Origin of the sequence: Ramlibacter sp. (assembly GCF_036383835.1) — a bacterium.
Taxonomy (GTDB): Bacteria; Pseudomonadota; Gammaproteobacteria; order Burkholderiales; family Burkholderiaceae_C; genus Ramlibacter.
The window spans coordinates 1-18,464 of the sequence record NZ_DASVNN010000123.1 but is presented as its reverse complement, the minus strand read 5'-3'; the positions used below and the strand labels follow the sequence as shown (position 1 = coordinate 18,464).

Sequence of the window (18,464 nt, the reverse complement as noted above, 5' to 3'; positions counted from 1 at the left end):
CGTGTTTGCCCGCGCACGGGCAAACACTCCGCTCAGACACCGGTACCGCGAGAGTGAAACGTGCGCGTGGCTCGATACGCGCTACGCGCTCTCGTAGCCACGCTGGGCCGCCTGCCCGGTCCTCGCAGGCGCCATGCCTTCATGCGCGACCCCGGCCCCGCCCGCACGGGGGCTGGCAGCGGGGCAGAGCGGCGATGGACCAATCCGTTGCACTGCCTTAGGGTGCGCCCACCGATCCATCGTGGCCGTCACGGTGGGCAAGCCGAGCAGGCCTGCGGGCAGGCCAACGCGCAACAAAAAGCGGCGCATTCCTGCGCCGCTTTTATACACTCCATGCCCGTCCGCGTCGGCTATCCGCCGCGGCGCATCATGTCGAAGAACTCCACGTTGGTCTTCGTGGCCTTCATCGACTTCAGCACCATCTCCATCGACTCGATCTCGTCCATGTTGTACATGAACTGGCGCAGGATGCGGGTCTTCTGCAGGATCTCGGGGGCCAGCAGCAGTTCCTCGCGGCGCGTGCCGGAGCGATTGAGCTGGATCGAGGGGAACACGCGCTTCTCGTACAGGCGGCGATCCAGGTGGATTTCGCTGTTGCCGGTGCCCTTGAACTCCTCGAAGATCACTTCGTCCATGCGCGAGCCGGTGTCGATCAGCGCGGTGGCGATGATGGTCAGCGAGCCGCCTTCCTCCACGTTGCGCGCGGCGCCCAGGAAGCGCTTCGGGCGCTGCAGCGCGTTGGCGTCGACGCCGCCGGTCAGCACCTTGCCGGACGAGGGCACGACGTTGTTGTAGGCACGGGCGAGGCGGGTGATCGAGTCCAGCAGGATCACCACGTCCTTCTTCAGTTCCACCAGGCGCTTGGCGCGCTCGATCACCATCTCGGCGACGTGCACGTGGCGCGCGGCCGGCTCGTCGAAGGTGGAGGCGATGACCTCGCCCTTGACCGAACGCTGCATGTCGGTCACTTCCTCGGGGCGCTCGTCCACCAGCAGCACCATCATGTAGCTGTCGGGGAAGTTGGCCGCGATGGCGTGCGCGATGTGCTGCATCATCACCGTCTTGCCGCTCTTGGGCGGCGCGACGAGCAGCGCGCGCTGGCCCTTGCCGATGGGCGCGATGATGTCGATGATGCGGCTGGTGATGTTCTCCTCGCCCTTGAAGTTGTCGCGCTCCAGGCGCATCTGCTCCCTGGGGAACAGCGGCGTCAGGTTCTCGAACATCACCTTGTGCTTGTTCTGCTCGGGCGGGCCGCCGTTGACAGAGTCCAGCTTGGTCAGCGCGAAGTAGCGCTCGCCGTCCTTGGGCGTGCGGACCTCGCCCTCGATCATGTCGCCGGTGTGCAGGTTGAAGCGGCGCACCTGCGAAGGCGAGATGTAGATGTCGTCCGTGCTCGCCGTGTAGCTGGTGTCCGGGCTGCGCAGGAAGCCGAAGCCGTCGGGCAGGATCTCGAGCACGCCGTCGGCGAAGACCTGCTCGCCCGCGCGGGCGCGCTTCTTGATGATGGCGAACATCAGCTCCTGCTTGCGCATGCGGCCGGTGTTCTCGATCTCGAGCTCTTCGGCCTGCTTGAGGACTTCCGAGACGTGCAGCGCCTTGAGTTCGTTCAGGTGCATGGAGGGACCCCTTGGGGGATGTTCTTTGAAGGTCTGGGGGAAGGTTCCGTGCGGAGCGAGAGTTGCCCTGCGAACCGGGTATCGGTCTGCCCGCCTGCCAGCGGCGGATCAGCGATGAGGCGGATTATGCAGCAAAAAAAAGAAAACGGGGCCCGGGGCCCCGTCGACGATCGCGGTGGCTTATGCCAGCTGCTGGTCCAGGAAGGCGGTCAGCTGCGCCTTGCTCATGGCGCCCACCTTGGTGGCGGCGAGCTGGCCGCCCTTGAACAGCATCAGGGTGGGGATGCCGCGGATGCCGAACTTGGCCGGGACGTCCCGGTTCTCGTCGACGTTCATCTTGGCGATCTGCAGCTTGTCCTTGTAGGTCTCGGAGACCTCGTCGAGGATCGGCGCGATCATCTTGCAGGGACCGCACCATTCCGCCCAGTAATCCACCAGCACCGGCTTGGAGGACTGGAGGACGTCGGATTCGAAGGAGGCGTCGGAGATGTGCTTGATCAGGTCGCTGGCCATGTGTTCCTCTCGGGGGCGGGTTCCTTCCCGCTACAGCTACAGTCAGGGCATTGTGACAGAAACCAAGACCCCCCGCCGGTGCGGGAACGGCGGGCGATTGCTATGGATGCGATAGCACTTTCCCATCCGTCCGCGCGGCACTGGCAGGAGCTCATGCGGGCCCTGCGGCAGGCCATGGCCGGCCGCGGCGCGCATCCGGCCCGCACCGTCGTGCTGCTGCCCTATGCGCAGCTGATGCCGCTGGCGCGGCAGTTCTGGGTCCGCCTGGCCCCCACCGGCTTCGCGCCGCGCTTCGAGACGACCCTGAACTGGGCGCGGCAGCGTCCCTGGCAGGCCGGCGAGCTCGATCTGTCCTTCGAGATCGGCCGCGACCTGCTGGCGGCGCGCGGCTGGCTGGAGCAGGGCGGTTTGCGCGCCCAGGCCGATGCGCTGGCGGGACTGCTGGTGGAAGCCGCCTGGCAGGCCGCCGAAGCCGCGCGTGCCGTTGCGCCCGCGCACCGCGCCGCGTGGGCCGCGCGCCTGCGTCCGCAGTGGCTGCAGGGCATGGAAGCGCCCGCGCTGGCCACCGAGGCGGCGATCGCCCGCATCGCCTTCGAGTGGGCGGCGGCCTCGGCCTATGCGACCGACCCCATGCTGGACGGGACGCTCACGCAGGACATCGACCTGCTCGTCGTGTTGCAGGGCTTCCAGTCGGAGCCCGTGCCCCGCGCGCTGCTCGAACAGCTCGGCGAGCGCGGCCTGGCCTGGCCCTTGCCGCACGAGGCGCCGCCCGGCGCGATCGCGCTGCATGCCGCGACCGATGCTTCGGAGGAGGCGGAACGCGCCGCGGCCTGCGTGCTGCGCCACCTGCAGGAAGGCCGCGTGCCCGTCGCCCTGGGGGCGACCGACCGCGTGCTGACGCGCCGCATCGGCGCGCTGCTGTTCACCCGCGGCGTGCGCGTGCGCGACGAGACCGGGTGGAAACTCTCGACCACGCGGGCCGCGGCGCACGTGGTGACGGCCCTGCGGGCCTGCGCGTGGGACGCGCCGACCGACGCCGTGATCGACTGGCTGAAGAACTCTCCCGCGATGGGCTCCGGACTCGTGCAGGCCATCGAGCGCCGCGTGCGCCGTGCCGGCCTGCGCGAATGGCGCATGCTGCGCGATGGCGACTGGGGCCCCTCCGAGGCGCTGCTCGGTGCGGCGCAGCGCGTGGCCGCCGCACGCGAAGCATCGCAGCCGACGCGCCCGCTGCTGGAATGGCTGCCGTCGTTGCGCGAACTGCTGCGGCAGTCGGGCCAATGGGATTTGTTGCGCAGCGACGCCGCGGGCCTCAAGACGCTGGAGGCGCTGCGCCTGGACGCCGGCGCCGCTGCCGAGTGGACCGCGTGGCCGCAGGCCCAGCGCCGCATGACCCTGCGCGAATTCACGGCCTGGGTCAACGACGTGCTGGAGAGCGCCAGCTTCGTGCCGCCGCACGCGGGCGACGAACAGGTCGTCGTGCTGCCCATGAGCCAGTTGCTGGGCCATCCGTTCGCGGCGCTGGTGCTGCCCGGTTGCGACGAGCGCAGCCTGCCCGCGTCGCCCGAACTGCCCACCGGCTGGACGCAGGCGCAGCGCCGGCTGCTGGGATTGCCTGCGCGCGAGGAGCTGGAAGCCAGCCAGCGCGCCGCCTGGCAATACGCCTTGCAGACGCCCAGGGCCGACGTGCTCTGGCGCGCGAGCGACGACACCGGCGAGCGCAGCCTGCCCAGCCCGCTGGTGCAGGCGCTCGCCGTGCAGGGACTGGGCCAGGGGGCCGACGATCCACGGCCCGCACGGATCGAATCCGGCCACCCGGTCCCGCGTCCCGCGGGGAAGGCGCCGCAACTGGTGCCGGGGCAGCTCTCCGCGAGCAGCTACGAGGACCTGCGCCGCTGCCCGTACCGTTTCTTCGCCTTGCGCATGCTCGGACTGAAGGAAGCGGACGAAGTGGAGGCCGAAGTCGACAAGCGCGATTTCGGCACCTGGCTGCACAACGTGCTGAAGATCTTCCACGAGACCTTGCGCGATCGCTCCGTGCCGGACCACGAACGCGCCGCGCTGCTCGATGCGATCGCCCGCGAAGGCATCGCCGGCCAGCGCCTGGGCGAAGGCGAGTTCCTGCCTTTCGCGGCGGGCTGGCCCGCGGTGCGCGACGGCTACCTCGAATGGCTCGCGCAGCACGAAGCCGCCGGCGCCGTGTTCGAAACGGCGGAGAGCGAGCACCGCGTGGAGCTGGGCCCGTGGAAGCTGGAAGGCCGGATCGACCGCATCGACCGGCTTCCCGGCGGCGCCTCGCTGGTGATGGACTACAAGACGGAGAGCCTGCAGGCGACCCGCAACCGCATGGAGCAGCCGCTGGAGGACACGCAGCTCGCGTTCTATGCGGTGCTGCTGCCCGGGCGCGAGTTGCAGGCGGCCTACCTGAACATCAGCGAGCGCGGCGAAGTGAAGCGGGTGGACCACGAGGAGCTCGCCCTGGGCGCGCACCTGCTGAAGGAAGCGATCGAAACGGAGATGCTGCGCATCGGTCAAGGGGCGCCCCTGCCGGCGCTCGGCGAAGGCCGGGTATGCGACTACTGCGCCGCGCGCGGCCTCTGCCGCAGGGACCAATGGAGTGAGTGAGGGGATGCAGATTCCGGTGGGCCCAGCCTACGAACACAACGGCCGCGTCGTCACGCGCGAGCGGTTCTATGCCATCGCCTGCGACCCGCGGCGGCACGTCGCGGTGGAAGCCTGCGCGGGCGCGGGCAAGACGTGGATGCTGGTCTCGCGCATCCTGCGGGCGCTGCTCGCGGGCGCGCAGCCGCACGAGATCCTCGCCATCACCTTCACCCGCAAGGCGGCCGGGGAGATGCGGCAGCGCCTGCAGGAGTGGCTCTCGAAATGGAGCGGGGCGCCCGACGAATTGCTGGCGCGCGAACTCGCCGCCCGCGGCCTGCCGCAGGCCGATGCGCAGGTGCGCGCGGCGCTGCGCGGCCTCTACGCGCAGCTGCTGCAGGCCGGCCGGCCCGTGCAGATCCGCACCTTCCACAGCTGGTTCGCGGCCTTGCTGCGCGGCGCGCCGGTGGCGGTGCTGCAGTCGCTGGGACTGCCCACCCGCTTCGAGCTGCTGGAGGATGACAAGGAAGCGGTGGCGCGGGTGTGGCGCCGCTTCCATGCGGCCGTGGAGCGCGAGCCGGCGGCGCGCGCCGACTACGAAGGCTCCGTGGCCGCGCACGGCCGCTTCAACACGCTGAAGGCGCTGGAATCGGCGTTGTCCAAGCGCGTCGAGTTCGCGATGGCCGATGCGCACGGCGTGGTCGAGGATTCGGTCCAGCCCTTCGGTGCGGCCTTCGAGGAGTTCCAGGGCCTCGAACACCCGGAACATGCATTGGGACAGGCCTGGGTGCGCGAGGCGATGTATGCGGCGTCGCAGGCACTCGGACGCGCCTCGGCCCCCACCTTCTCGGCCAAGGGGCGCGAGCTCGAAGAGGCGGTCACGGCGGGCCGTTTCGCCGATGCCGCCTCGGCGCTGCTCACGGCCAGGCAGGAGCCGCGCAAGTTCAACGACAAGCTGGCCGGCATCGAGGACGTGCGCACGGCGCAGGCGCTGGCGCAGCGCCTGTGCGCCGCGCTCCACCAGCACGAGGCCTGGCTGCACCACAGGCGCATCGCGCGGCTGGCCCGGCTGCTGGTGGAGAACTATGGGGCGCTCAAGCGCGAGCAGGGCTGGGTGGACATGAGCGACGTGGAGCGCACCGCGCACGTGCTGCTGTCCGACCCGGTGCTGGCCGGCTGGGTGCAGGAGCGGCTCGACCAGCAGGTGCGCCATCTGCTGATCGACGAATTCCAGGACACCAACGCGCTGCAATGGCAGGCCCTGCACGCCTGGCTCGCGAGCTACGCGGGCGCGGGCGGCGAAGGTCCCAGCGTGTTCATCGTCGGCGACCCCAAGCAGAGCATCTACCGTTTCCGCCGCGCCGAACCGCTGGTGTTCCGGGCCGCGCAGGACTTCATCACCGGCGCGCTGGGCGGCGACCGCCTCAGCTGCGACCACACGCACCGCAACGCGCCGGGCGTGCTGCAGGCCGTCAACACGGTGATGCTGGCGGCGCAGGGCGAGGGCGCCTATGCCGACTTCCGCGCGCACACGACCGAGTCGCAGGCGAGCGGCGCCGTGCTGGCGCTGCCGCCGATCCCGCGGCCGACGCCCGAAGCGATCGCCGATGCCGGCCTGGTCTGGCGCGACAGCCTGACCGTGCCGCGCGAGCTGCCCGAGGAGCGGCTCGTCTCGCTGGAATGCCGCCAGGCCGCCGCGTGGATCGCCACCCGGCTGCGGGCCGGCGTGAAGGCGGGCGACGTGATGGTGATGGCGCGCCGGCGCGAACGGCTGTCCGCGATGGAGGAAGAGCTGCGCGCGCTGCACATCCCCGCGCAGCAGCCGGAGAAGACCGACCTGTGCGAGGCGCCGGAGGTGCAGGACCTCGCCGCGCTGCTGGACGTGCTGGTCTCCCCGGGGCACGACCTGTCCCTGGCGCGCGTGCTGCGCTCGCCCCTGTTCTCCTGCGAGGACGACACGCTGGTGGAACTCGCCCTGCGGGCCCGCGCGGCCGCGCAGGACGGTCCGCCGCGCGCCTGGTTCGAGTTGCTGCAACAGGGCGAGGACCTGCCGCAGCCGCTGCCGGAGATCGCCGTGACGCTGCGCCGCTGGCAGCGCTGGGTGCAGGCGCTGCCGCCGCACGACGCGCTGCAGGCGATCTACGACGACGGCGACGTGCTGGCCCGCTTCGCCCGCAGCGCGCCGCCGGCGCTGCGCGCGAGCGTGCTCGCCAACCTGCACGCGCTGCTGGGCGCGGCCCTGCAGGTGGGCGGCGGCCGCTACCTCACGCCCTATGCCTTCGTGCGCGCGCTCAAGGCCGGCGGCATCCGCGGGCCGGCGATCGCGGCCGAGAACGTGGTGCGGCTGCTCACCGTGCACGGCGCCAAGGGCCTGGAAGCGCACATCGTGCTGCTGCTGGACACCGACGGCGCCCCTTCGCGGCCCGAAAGCATGGGCGCGCTGTGCGAATGGCCCGGCGAGGCGCCGGCGCCCTGGCGCTTCGCCTTCCTGGCGAGCGAGACCCGGCCGCCGGCCTGCAGCGCCGAGGCGCTCGCGGTGGAGCAGGTGGCCCGCGCCCGCGAGGAACTCAACGCGCTGTACGTGGCGATGACGCGCGCCGAACGCCAGCTGGTGATCTCCTCGGTGGTGCCCTCGGGCGCCCCGCAGGCGCCGACCTGGTGGCAGCGCCTGCTGCCCTGTGCCGTGCCGCTGGAGATGCCCGCGCAGGCGCAGCCTTTCGTCGATGCGGCCCTCGGCGACGACAGCTTCACGCTGCGCGTGGTGCCCGGGGCCGCGCAGCCGGCCACCATCGAGAGGCTGCGTCCGGCGGCGCCGGAAGGCAGCGACAGGTCCCGCCTCGGCGAAGCCATGCACCGCCTGCTGGAAACCTGGCAGCCGCGCACCGGGCTCGGGCCAGCGCAACTGCGCGAGGTCGAGCGCAGCTTCGCGCTCGATGCGGCCGGGGTGCAGCAGGCCGCGGCGATGGCGCAGCGCATCCTGCACGGCGAGGGCTCCTGGACCTGGGACCCCGCGCACGTCGACTGGCAGGGCAACGAGGTGGAGCTGCATTTCGAGGGCGAGCTGCTGCGCCTGGACCGGCTGGTGCGCAGGCGCGACAGCGGCGAGTGGTGGGTGCTGGACTTCAAGTCCGCCGCCCAGCCGCAGCGCCAGCCGCAGCTGGTGGCGCAGATGCGCCGCTACCGCGAGGCCATCGCCGCCGCCCATGGCGGGGCGCCGGTGCGCGCCGCCTTCCTCACCGCGGACGGAGCCATGGTGGTGCTGGCATGAAACGATCCTCCGAAGGACTGTGGGCGCTGGGCAAGTACCTCGCGCTGGCCTCCTCCGCGCTCACCATCCTGCTGACCGTCCTGATGATCATGGTGATCGAGCGCACCGCCAGCGAGGGCGTCGCCGCATCGATCGGCACCGGCCTCGCCGAACGCGCCGCGCAGACCGCCAACCGGCTGGACCGCGCGATGTTCGAGCGCTACCGCGAGATCCAGCTGATGTCCTCGCGCCTGGCGCGCCTGGGAAGCTGGGAGGAGGTGCAGGCCGAGCTCGACGCGGCGAAGGAGACCTACCGCTTCTATGCCTGGCTCGGCGTCGCCGATGCACGCGGCACCGTGCGGGCGGCCAGCGGCGGCCTGCTCAAGGGACAGGACGTGTCGCAGCGCCCCTGGTTCGCCAACGCCCATTCCGGCATCCACCTCGGCGACGTGCACGAGGCCGTGCTGCTGGCCAAGCTGGTGCCGCCCGGCGCCGACGGCGAGCCGCAGCGCTTCTTCGACGTCGCCTTCCCGCTGCGTGGCGGCACCGGCCCCACCGGCGTGCTGGGCGCGCACGTGTCGTGGGACTGGGCCAAGGACGTGCGCCAGGCGATCTTCGGATCGAGCAGCGAAGTGGAGGTGCTGATCGTCAACACCGACGGCTATGTGCTCCTCGGGCCCCCCCAGATGGAGGGAGGCCGGCTCGTGCTGGCCAGCCTCGATCGCGCCGGCAACGCCCGCGGCCACAACGTCGAGATGTGGCCCGACGGCAAGCGCTACCTGGCGGGCTACGCGGCCAGCAAGGGCTACCTGTCCTCGCCCGGCCTCGGCTGGCGCGTGCTGGTGCGGCAGCCGCTGGAAGTGGCCTACGCGCCGCTGCGCCGCATCCAGGCGCAGGTGCTCGCCTGGGGCGCGACGCTGGCGGTGCTGTTCTCGCTGATCGGCTGGCTGGCGTCGCGGGCGGTCACGCGCCCGCTGCTGGAGCTGGCGGACACCGCGCGGCGCCTCGAGCAGGGCGAGTCCGTCGCGGTGCGGCCTTCCCATGCGTACCGCGAGGTGGAGGTGCTCGGCTCCGCGCTGGACGGCATGGTCGGCAAGCTGCGCGAGCAGTCCGAGGCGCTGCGCGAGCTGAACGCGGGCCTGGAGCAGCGCGTGGAACAGCGCACCGCGGAACTGCGGGAAGCCTTCGAGCGCGTGCGCCATAGCGAGCAGCGCACCCAGACCATCATCGAAAGCGCGCTCGATCCCTTCGTGGGCATCGACCTGCAGGGGCGGGTCACCGACTGGAGCACCCGCGCCGAGGCGGTCTTCGGCTGGGCGCGCGAGGAGGCGATCGGCCGCAACGCGGGCGAACTGCTGGTGCCGGAGCGCTTCGCCGACAGCTTCGGGGCGGCGCTGGAACAGTACCAGCGCACCGGTGTTTCGGGCTCCATGGAGCACGGCATCGAACGGGTGCTGGTGGACCGCAGCGGGCGCGAGATCCCGGTCGAACTGCGCATCGGCCTCGTGAACACCGGCGACGAGCGCTTCCTGACCGCCTTCATCCACGACATTTCGCACCGCAAGGAAGTCGAGCGGATGAAGGACGAGTTCGTCTCCACCGTCTCGCACGAACTGCGCACGCCGCTCACCGCGATCTACGGATCGCTGAACCTGCTGACGTCCGGCATGGCGGGCGAACTGCCGGAGGAGGCGAAGCAGCTGCTCGCGATCTCGCACGAAAGCACCGACCGCCTGGTGCGCCTGATCAACGACATGCTGGACCTGGAGAAGATCGCCTCCGGCAAGATCGAATACCGCATGCAGCCGCAGCCGCTGCGCGCGCTGGTGGAGCAGGCCATCCGGGACACGCAGGCCTATGCCGAGGGCCTGCGCGTGCGCATCGAGCTGCAGGCTGGGGCCGAGCCGCGCGTGCATGCCGACGCCGATCGCATCGTGCAGGTGTGCGTGAACCTGCTGTCGAACGCGGCGAAGTTCTCGCCGAAGGGAGCGGTGGTGCAGGTCACGCTGCAGGAGCACGACGGCCTCGCGCGCGTGGGCGTGGCGGACACCGGGCCCGGCGTGCCGCCGGAGTTCCGCGACCGCATGTTCCAGCGCTTCGCCCAGGCGGACGCATCGGACCGGCGCGCCAAGGGCGGCACCGGCCTGGGCCTCGCGATCTGCCGCAGCATCGTCGAGGCGCACGGCGGCAAGCTCGCCTTCACGAGCGAGCCCGACGTGCGCACCGAGTTCTTCTTCGAGCTCCCCGCGCTGGCCGGTTGAGGCATGAAAAAGGCCAGGTCCCGGGACCTGGCCGCGAGGGAGAAGAGCGGGCAGCGCGCTTCAGAAGGTCTGGCGGTAGTAGATCATCGGGCCGCCGTTCTTGCGCTTGACGCTGATGCGCGCGCCGCTTTCCAGCTGCACGCCGAGGAAGCCCTTGTCGATCCCGAACAGCGAAGGCGATGCGGGCTTGATGTTCATCTCCACGCGCGCGCCGTACACGGCCTGCTGCTCCATGATCTGGGAGTAGGCGTCGTCGGCGGCGTTGACGCGCCGCCAGGCGGTCACGTCGATCTGCTTGTGCGTCCAGCGCACGCCGAGGTCGAAGCTGGGCGACTGCGGCGCGAACCCGAGGCCGTTCGGCTGGCGCGGGCCGAAGCCGCTCATGCCCACCACCGCGCCGAAGCGCGCGCGCTGGCTCGGAAACAGCGAGAAGTCCACGCGCGGCGCCTGGAAGCCGCCTTCCTGCGCATCGAACCGGGGCAGGGCGCTGGTCTGCACCTCGACCCGCACGGGACGCTGCCCCGTGCGGGCGTCGGCGACGACGAGGGCTTCCGCGGGTTCTCTGCCCGTGTCGTCGGCCCACGCCGCGGGACACGCGGCGAGGCCGGCGAGGGCCAGTGCAGCCCAGGGACCCATTGCCTTGGCATGACGGCCGGCGACTTCACCGACCCTTGCGACCTGCTTCTCCATGGCTCACCTCCCAGTGATGGGGCGCAGTCTAGGCGCGGCCATTGCTGGAAGTTTGTGGGATCGCGGTCGCGAAATCTGTAAGAAGTAAGCGATCCGGCGTCAGCCTGTTGGCGTACACCGGTCAGACGCGAGGAAGGGGAGGGAAGCTGGCTCTACCGTTCAGGCGACGCACGCGCGGGATGCGCTCATTCACCCATGTGGTGCCACTTGTTCTCGGGCAAGGCGCGCAGCACTTCGTGGATCTGCGGCAGCACGCCCTGGCTGGCGGCCCACTCGATGTGTTCGCGCAGGCGCGCGCGCTTCTGCAGCGACGGCGTGCGGGACCACTCCTCGCGGGTGGCCGGCACGCCGGGCAGGTGCGGCGGCTTGTTCGGGAGCAGGGCGTGGACGCGCATCCACACCGTGGGCAGGGGGCACACGCGGTTGTTGCGGCGCACTTCCACCAGCACCTCGTCGAGCGTGGCGATGGCGGACGTATCGGCGCCCTGTTTCTGCACGTCGAGACCGGTCGGACGCGTCTTCTCGAAGCCGCGCTCCTGCTGGTGGGTGATGGTCTGGAACATGGCCCAGGACGTGTCGGTGTTCTTCTCGACGACTTCCAGCGCACGCTCCTCGTCCCGCATCGCTGCCGGATGGATGGACTTGCTCACGGGATTCCTCTCTCCTACCCGAGGAATGTAAGCGGATGTTGCGACCTTCGGAATCCTCCGCGTGGGGACGAAGTGCCAAATACCGCACGCAAATGGGCGCGGAGAGGCGCGGCTGGGACGCGGCGCAACGATCGGAAGAAGGGAAGTTGACGAGCCTTACCCCCGGCACTGGCTCCACAGTTAGGGCTGCTTGGTTCCCCACCTGACCCGTTTGGCCGCTTCACCATGCGGGGAGGCCCGTCACCGCGGATTGTAGGCTACGCGGGCAAGGCCGAGCTCGCGCGGGGGCGCCTTTAGAATCGACGGAATGTCGTATCTCGTGCTCGCCCGGAAGTACCGGCCCCGGACCTTCAGCCAGATGGTGGGCCAGGAGCACGTGGTGCAGGCGCTGACGAATGCGCTGGAGCAGCAGCGGCTGCACCACGCCTACCTGTTCACCGGCACGCGCGGCGTGGGCAAGACCACCGTCTCGCGCATCCTCGCCAAGTCGCTCAACTGCCAGGGCCCCGACGGCCAGGGCGGCATCACCTCCACGCCCTGCGGCGTCTGCCAGGCCTGCACCGACATCGACAGCGGCCGCTTCGTCGACTACACCGAGCTCGATGCCGCGTCCAACCGCGGCGTCGACGAAGTGCAGTCGCTGCTGGAGCAGGCGGTCTACAAGCCGGTGCAGGGCCGCTTCAAGGTCTTCATGATCGACGAAGTGCACATGCTCACGGGCCACGCCTTCAACGCGATGCTGAAGACGCTGGAGGAGCCGCCGGAATACCTGAAGTTCGTGCTGGCCACGACCGATCCGCAGAAGGTGCCGGTGACGGTGCTGTCCCGCTGCCTGCAGTTCAACCTGCGGCCGATGGCGCCCGAGACCGTGCAGGAGCACCTCGCGCGCGTGCTCGAAGCCGAAGCCGTGCCCGCGGATGCGCAGGCGCTGCGGCTGCTGTCGCGCGCGGCGCGCGGTTCGATGCGCGATGCGCTGTCGCTGACCGACCAGGCGATCGCCTTCGGCGGCGGCCAGCTGCAGGAGACCGCGGTGCGGACGATGCTGGGAAGCGTCGACCGCAGCCACGTGTTCCGTCTCGTCGAGGCGCTGGCGCAGGGCGACGGCAAGTCGGTGGTGGACACCTCCGAGGCGCTGCGCGTACATGGCCTGTCGGCCGGCGCCGCGCTGGAGGAGATGAGCATGGTGCTGCAGCGCATGGCGGTGCTGCAGGCCGTGCCGAATGCGGCGGACACCAGCGACGAAGAGGGCGCCACGATCGCGCGCCTGGCGGCGCTGATGCCGGCGGACGAGACGCAGCTGCTTTACAGCATCTGCCTGCACGGGCGGGCGGAGCTGGGATTGGCGCCGGACGAATACGCGGCGCTGACGATGGTGTTGCTGCGGTTGCTGGCGTTCAAGCCGCAGGCTGAAAAAAAAACTCTGAATAGTGGCCAGGGCGCTGGGGTTGCACCCCAGCCTGCGCAGAGCGTCGGGGTTCCTGCGTCACCCCGACCTACGAATGTCGAATCGGCGGAGATGGAGCCCCGTAGGTCGGCGGTGAGCCCGAAGGCGAACCCCGACGCAACGGCGCCCGCCCCACGCCCCACCGCCCCTCCCGGCCACGTCCTGCCCGTCGTGGAGCCGCGCCAGGCCCCTCCGCGCAACGTGCCTGCACGCGAAACGAGCGACGTCATGGGCGTCCCCGTGCGCGTGCAGCCCGAGCCGCAACGCGAGCCGACCACGACGGTCCCCACCGTCACGCCCACCCCCGAAGGCGACTTCTGGCAGGCCACCGTGCAGCAACTGGTCGAACGCGAAGCCATCACCGCCCTCGTGCGCGAACTCGCGCTGCAGGCGCAGCTGGTCGCCCGCGACGAGGGCCACTGGATGCTGCGGGTGGAGCGCGAATCGCTGAACCAGCCCACCAGCCGCGAGCGGCTGAAGGCCGCCCTGCACGCCGCGGGCCATGCCGTCGACATCTCGGTCGAGGTCGGCGCCATCAGCGATAGTCCGGCGCGGCGCAACGCCGTCGCGGCGGCGGAGCGGCAGCGTGCGGCAGAACAGATCATCCTGAACGATCCTTTCGTGCAGCGGATGCAGCGTGACTTTGGGGCGAAAATCGTCCCCGGCAGCATCAAACCCGTCGAGAAACAGCGAGAGAACTGAGAGAGCACCATGTTCAACAAGGGACAGTTGGCCGGCCTGATGAAGCAGGCGCAGGCGATGCAGGACAACCTGAAGAAGGCGCAGGAGGAACTGGCGCTCATCGAGGTGAGCGGCGAATCCGGCGCCGGCCTCGTGAAGGTCGTCATGACCTGCAAGCACGACGTCAAGCGCGTCACCATCGACCCCAGCCTGCTGGGCGAGGACAAGGACATGCTGGAGGACCTCGTGGCCGCCGCGTTCAACGCCGCGGTGCGCAAGGCCGAAGAGACCAGCCAGGAGAAGATGGGCAAGCTGACCGCGGGTCTCCCCCCCGGCATGAAGCTGCCTTTCTGAAGCATTGGCAGAACCTTCCCTCCAGGCACTGATCGAGGCGCTGCGGCGCCTTCCCGGGGTGGGCGTCAAGTCCGCTTCGCGCATGGCCTTCCACATGCTGCAGCACGACCGCGAGGGCGCCCGCGTGCTGGCGCGCGCGCTGGAGCAGGCGGCGGGCAACATCCGCCATTGCCGCGAGTGCCACACCTTCACGGAAGACGAGGTGTGCGCGACCTGCCGCAGTCCGCAGCGGGACCGCAGCAAGCTGTGCGTGGTGGAGACGCCCGCCGACCAGGCGGCGCTGGAGCGCACGCAGGCCTTCAACGGCCTCTATTTCGTGCTGATGGGAAAGCTGAGCCCGCTGGACGGCATCGGCCCGAAGGACATCGGGCTGGACAAGCTGTTCGCGCGCGCCACCGCCGGCGAGGTGCAGGAGGTGATCCTCGCCACCAACTTCACCGCGGAGGGTGAGGCCACGGCGCACGTGATCGCGGAGGCGCTCAAGCAGCGCGGGCTGAAGGTGACGCGCCTCGCGCGCGGCGTGCCGGCCGGCAGCGAACTCGAATATGTGGACTTGGGGACCATCGCGCACGCGCTGGTGGACAGGAGGACGAGGTAAATGACGATGACTTACGCGCGCATGACGGTGGCGTACTGGTGCGTGCTGATCGCGGCGCTGCTGCCTTTCGTGTGCTCGTGGCTGGCCAAGCACCAGGACTTCGGCAAGCCGCGCAGCAAGGGCGGCTTCGACAACGACGAGCCGCGCGCCTGGCTCGGGCGGCAGCAGGGCTGGAAGGCGCGGGCGGACGCGGCGCAGGCCAACAGCTTCGAGGCGCTGCCCTTCTTCATCGGCGCGGTGATCATCGCCCACCAGCTGGGCGCGCCGCAGACGCGGCTCGACATCCTGGCGGTGCTGTTCATCACGCTGCGCATCATCTACATCGCGATGTACGTCGCGGGCCTCGGCACCGTGCGCTCCGCCATGTGGACCCTCGCGCTGCTCGCGAACCTCGGCATCTTCCTCAGCGCCGTGCGCTGGTAGCGTCCCGACACGCTTCCTCCTCTCGCGTTACGTGGAAACCCGCACGGGATCGTCCCGATGCGGCGGCGCAACACGCCCACTAACCTCTCCTCATCCCGAGAACAAGACGAAAAGAGAGGTCCACAGATGACGAGAGCATCCCTGAGCCGGCGGCAGTTCACGCTGCTGGCGGCCGCGGCGGTTGCCGCGCCGTCGCTGCGCGCCCAGGGCAAGCCGGAGAAGACGAAGGTGTCGATCGCCGTCGGCGGCAAGGCGGCGTTCTACTACCTGCCGCTGACCATCGCGGAACAGCTCGGCTACTTCAAGGCGGAAGGCCTCGACGTCGAGATCTCGGACTTCGCCGGCGGCTCGCGTGCGCTGCAGGCGGTGGTGGGCGGCTCCGCCGACGTGGTGAGCGGCGCCTACGAGCACACCATCAACCTGCAAAGCAAGAACCAGATGTTCCAGTCCTTCGTGCTGCAGGGGCGCGCACCGCAGATCGCGATGGGCGTCTCCACGAAGGGCATGCCGGGCTACCGCGGCGTGGCGGACCTGCGCGGCAGGAAGATCGGCGTGACGGCCCCCGGCTCGTCGACCAACATGGTGGCCAACCTGGTGCTCTCGCGCGCCGGCCTGAAGGCCAGCGACGTCAGCTTCATCGGCGTGGGCACCTCCGCCGGCGCGCTGGCCGCGCTGCGCTCCGGCCAGATCGACGCCATGTGCAACACCGACCCGGTGATGACCATGCTGGAGCAGAAGGGCGACGTGAAGATCATCAGCGACACGCGCACGCTGAAGGGCACGCAGGAAGTGTTCGGCGGCCCGATGCCCGCCGCCTGCCTCTACGCGCCGGCGGAGTACGTGCAGAAGCACCCCAACACCTGCCAGTCGCTGGCCAATGCGATCGTGCACGGCCTCAAGTGGCTGCAGACCGCCGGCCCGAGCGACATCATCAAGACGGTGCCCGAGTCCTACCTGCTGGGCGACCGCGCGCTGTACCTCGCTTCCTTCGCCAAGATCCGCGAAGCGATCGCCATCGACGGCCTGCTGCCCGACGACGGCCCGAAGACGGCGCTGCGCGCGCTGGCCAGCTTCGATCCCGGCGTGAAGGAAGGCAAGATCGAGCTGGGCCGGACCTTCACCAACGACTTCGCGCGCCGCGCGAAAGAGAAGTTCAAGGCTTGAGCGTCTCGAGTGCACGCGCTCGAGCTCAATGACGTCACCGTCACCTTCCGCTCCCGCGAGGAGCGTGGGCAGCGCTACACCGCCGTCGCCGAAACGACGCTGAAGGTCGGCGCCGGCGAGTTCGTCTCGGTGGTCGGCCCCACGGGCTGCGGCAAGTCCACTTTGTTGAACGTCGGCGCCGGGCTGCTGCAGCCTTCGGCCGGCGAGGTCCGCGTGTTCGGCGAACTCCTCGCGGGCATCAACCGGCGCGCCGGCTACATGTTCCAGAGCGACGCGCTGATGCCCTGGCGCAGCGCGATCGACAACGTGATGGTGGGCCTGCAGTACCGCGGCGTGTCCGACGCCGAAGCGCGCGAGCAGGCGCAGTCCTGGCTGGAGCGCGTGGGCCTCGCGGGATTCGGCGACCGCTATCCGCACCAGCTCTCGGGCGGCATGCGCAAGCGCACGGCGCTGGCGCAGACACTCGCGCTCGACCCCGACATCATCCTCATGGACGAACCCTTCAGCGCGCTGGACATCCAGACGCGGCAGCTGATGGAGAACGAAGTGCTGGCGCTGTGGGCGGCCAAGCGCAAGGCGGTGCTGTTCATCACGCATGACCTCGACGAGGCGATCGCGATGAGCGACCGCGTCGTCGTGCTGTCGGCCGGCCCGGCCACGCGTCCCATCGGCGAGTTCGCGATCGACCTGCCGCGGCCGCGGGACGTCGCCGAAGTGCGCGGCGATCCGCGCTTCGTGGAGTTGCATTCCCGCATCTGGTCGGTGCTGCGCGACGAAGTCCTGGAAGGCTACGCGCAGCAACTGAAGAAGGCGGCATGAGCTTTCGCCCGAACGAACGCAACCTGCGCGCATGGCAGATCGGCGTGCTGATGGTGGTGCTGGTGCTGTGGCACGCGGCGTCGCGCAACGAGCAGACGGCCTTCTTCATCGGCGAGCCGGTCAAGGTGGCGGGGCGTGTGTGGTCCTGGTTCCTGCCGCTGGAGCTGCCCGCCAACGCCCTGTTCCCCGAGGGCCTGCCGGGCCGCGCCGACATCTACCTGCACCTGGGCGTGACGCTGCTGGAGACGCTGCTCGCCTTCGCCATCGGCACCGTGCTGGGCCTCGTCGTGGGCCTGTGGCTGGCGCTCGCGCCGACGGCCAGCGCGATCTTCGATCCCTACATCAAGGGACTCAACTCGATGCCGCGGGTGATCCTGGCGCCGATCTTCGCGCTGTGGTTCGGCCTGGGCATCTGGAGCAAGGTGGCCCTCGCGGTGACGCTGGTGTTCTTCATCGTGTTCTTCAACGTCTACCAGGGCGTGCGCGAGGTGAGCCCGGTGGTGCTGGCCAATGCGCGCATGCTGGGCGCGAACCGGAAGCAGCTGCTGCGCACGGTGTACCTGCCCAGTGCGACCAGTTGGGTGTTCTCCAGCCTGCACACGTCGGTGGGGCTGGCCTTCGTCGGTGCGGTGGTGGGCGAGTACCTGGGGTCGGCGCGCGGCGTGGGCTACCTGATCCTGCAGGCGGAAGGCACCTTCGACGTGAACACGGTGTTCGCGGGCATCGTGGTGCTCACGGCGTTCGCGCTGGCGCTGGATGGGCTGGTGGGGAGGATCGAGGGTAGGCTGATGAAGTGGCAGCCGAGGGCAGGGGAGACGGAGAAGCTATAGCGTCATCCCCGCGCAGGCGGGGACCCAGGGCATTGAAAAACAAAGCGGCCGTCGGCCGCTTTGTTCGTGGAAGCTCTGGATTCCCGCCTCCGCGGGAATGACGGGGAGGCGGGGATGACGTGCAACGTTACGCCCGGCGGAAGTTGTCCGGGAACCGGTCCCGCGCATTCGCCACGCCGTCGCCGTCGCGATCGCGGTCGTAGCGGTTCCGGACGCCGTCGCGGTCCATGTCGCCGTTGGGCCCGTGGCCGCGGTTCACGCGCGCCACGCGGTTCGGCACGTTCGGGTTCGGGTCGCGCGCGTTGGCGATGCCGTCGCCGTCGCGGTCACGGTCGCTGCGGTCGGCGATGCCGTCGCCGTCCATGTCGTGCGCGTGCGGCGCGATGCGGGTGCGGTTGAAGATGTTCGGCTGCGGGTCGCTCTTGTTCGCGATGCCGTCGCCGTCACGGTCGTTGTCCAGGCGGTTCACGATGCCGTCGCGGTCCAGGTCGCCGTTGGGCGGAAGCTGCTGCGCGTGGGCCAGGCCGCCGAAGGCCATCAGGGACGTGGCGACGAGGGCTCCGTAAAGGGTCT

15 protein-coding genes and 1 other RNA gene are annotated in these 18,464 nt (G+C 70.0%); 10 read left to right on the top strand and 6 right to left on the bottom strand.

Translation table 11 applies throughout. The features are described from left to right. Positions 1–350: 350 nt before the first annotated feature. Together rho and trxA are read right to left on the bottom strand one after the other, a co-directional pair. Positions 351–1,616 carry a transcription termination factor Rho gene (rho, locus tag VF522_RS19810; RefSeq protein ID WP_330910033.1) on the bottom strand — a complete coding sequence of 422 codons (1,266 nt, stop codon included), beginning with the start codon at positions 1,614–1,616 and terminating at the stop codon, positions 351–353. Positions 1,617–1,796: 180 nt separating this feature from the next. Continuing rightward, a complete protein-coding gene (gene trxA / locus VF522_RS19805) occupies positions 1,797–2,129 on the bottom strand; it encodes a thioredoxin TrxA (RefSeq protein WP_330910032.1) in 333 nt (110 codons plus the stop codon). Positions 2,130–2,282: 153 nt separating this feature from the next. On the opposite strand from trxA, the gene VF522_RS19800 reads away from it, so the two are divergent. The 3 genes from VF522_RS19800 to VF522_RS19790 are packed head-to-tail and all read left to right on the top strand — an operon-like array spanning position 2,283 to position 10,238. Further along, a complete protein-coding gene (locus VF522_RS19800) occupies positions 2,283–4,754 on the top strand; it encodes a PD-(D/E)XK nuclease family protein (RefSeq protein ID WP_330910031.1) in 2,472 nt (823 codons plus the stop codon). Between the two features lie 4 nt (positions 4,755–4,758). Then, a complete protein-coding gene (locus VF522_RS19795; RefSeq protein ID WP_330910030.1) occupies positions 4,759–7,998 on the top strand; it encodes a UvrD-helicase domain-containing protein in 3,240 nt (1,079 codons plus the stop codon). Further along, positions 7,995–10,238 carry an ATP-binding protein gene (locus tag VF522_RS19790; protein ID WP_330910029.1) on the top strand — a complete coding sequence of 748 codons (2,244 nt, stop codon included), beginning with the start codon at positions 7,995–7,997 and terminating at the stop codon, positions 10,236–10,238. The genes VF522_RS19795 and VF522_RS19790 overlap by 4 nt, the downstream gene beginning before the upstream one ends. 60 nt (positions 10,239–10,298) lie before the next feature. Here the strand turns inward: VF522_RS19790 and VF522_RS19785 are convergent, their stop codons facing one another. The 3 genes from VF522_RS19785 to ffs all read right to left on the bottom strand — a co-directional run bounded on the left by VF522_RS19785 (position 10,299) and on the right by ffs (position 11,820). Then, positions 10,299–10,928, bottom strand: coding sequence for a hypothetical protein (locus VF522_RS19785; RefSeq protein ID WP_330910028.1), 630 nt, complete (start codon positions 10,926–10,928; stop codon positions 10,299–10,301). A gap of 185 nt (positions 10,929–11,113) precedes the next feature. Beyond that, on the bottom strand, positions 11,114–11,578 hold the full coding sequence (locus tag VF522_RS19780) for a hypothetical protein (protein ID WP_330910027.1): 465 nt from the start codon (positions 11,576–11,578) through the stop codon (positions 11,114–11,116). Between the two features lie 145 nt (positions 11,579–11,723). Further along, positions 11,724–11,820, bottom strand: an RNA gene (gene ffs, locus VF522_RS19775) — signal recognition particle sRNA small type. Positions 11,821–11,885: 65 nt separating this feature from the next. Between ffs and dnaX the strand changes: the two genes are divergently transcribed. The 7 genes from dnaX to VF522_RS19740 all read left to right on the top strand — a co-directional run bounded on the left by dnaX (position 11,886) and on the right by VF522_RS19740 (position 17,891). Further along, complete coding sequence (dnaX, locus tag VF522_RS19770; protein ID WP_330910026.1) at positions 11,886–13,724, top strand: DNA polymerase III subunit gamma/tau; 1,839 nt, start codon at positions 11,886–11,888, stop codon at positions 13,722–13,724. Between the two features lie 9 nt (positions 13,725–13,733). Beyond that, positions 13,734–14,057: a YbaB/EbfC family nucleoid-associated protein gene (locus VF522_RS19765; protein ID WP_330910025.1), complete on the top strand. Its 324-nt coding sequence runs from the start codon at positions 13,734–13,736 to the stop codon at positions 14,055–14,057. A gap of 4 nt (positions 14,058–14,061) precedes the next feature. After that, the gene (gene recR, locus VF522_RS19760; protein WP_330910024.1) at positions 14,062–14,655 is read left to right on the top strand and encodes a recombination mediator RecR; all 594 of its coding nucleotides are present in this window, start codon (positions 14,062–14,064) and stop codon (positions 14,653–14,655) included. Positions 14,656–14,661: 6 nt separating this feature from the next. Next, complete coding sequence (locus VF522_RS19755; protein ID WP_330910034.1) at positions 14,662–15,078, top strand: MAPEG family protein; 417 nt, start codon at positions 14,662–14,664, stop codon at positions 15,076–15,078. Between the two features lie 126 nt (positions 15,079–15,204). Continuing rightward, positions 15,205–16,242, top strand: a complete 1,038-nt coding sequence (locus tag VF522_RS19750; protein WP_330910023.1) for an ABC transporter substrate-binding protein — start codon at positions 15,205–15,207, stop codon at positions 16,240–16,242. A 9-nt stretch (positions 16,243–16,251) separates the two neighbouring features. Continuing rightward, complete coding sequence (locus tag VF522_RS19745; RefSeq protein WP_330910022.1) at positions 16,252–17,061, top strand: ABC transporter ATP-binding protein; 810 nt, start codon at positions 16,252–16,254, stop codon at positions 17,059–17,061. Then, positions 17,058–17,891 carry an ABC transporter permease gene (locus VF522_RS19740; protein WP_330910021.1) on the top strand — a complete coding sequence of 278 codons (834 nt, stop codon included), beginning with the start codon at positions 17,058–17,060 and terminating at the stop codon, positions 17,889–17,891. The genes VF522_RS19745 and VF522_RS19740 overlap by 4 nt, the downstream gene beginning before the upstream one ends. A gap of 127 nt (positions 17,892–18,018) precedes the next feature. On the opposite strand, the gene VF522_RS19735 is transcribed toward VF522_RS19740, so the two are convergent. Beyond that, a partial coding sequence (locus VF522_RS19735; RefSeq protein WP_330910020.1) for a thrombospondin type 3 repeat-containing protein occupies positions 18,019–18,464 on the bottom strand: 446 nt, incomplete at its 5' end.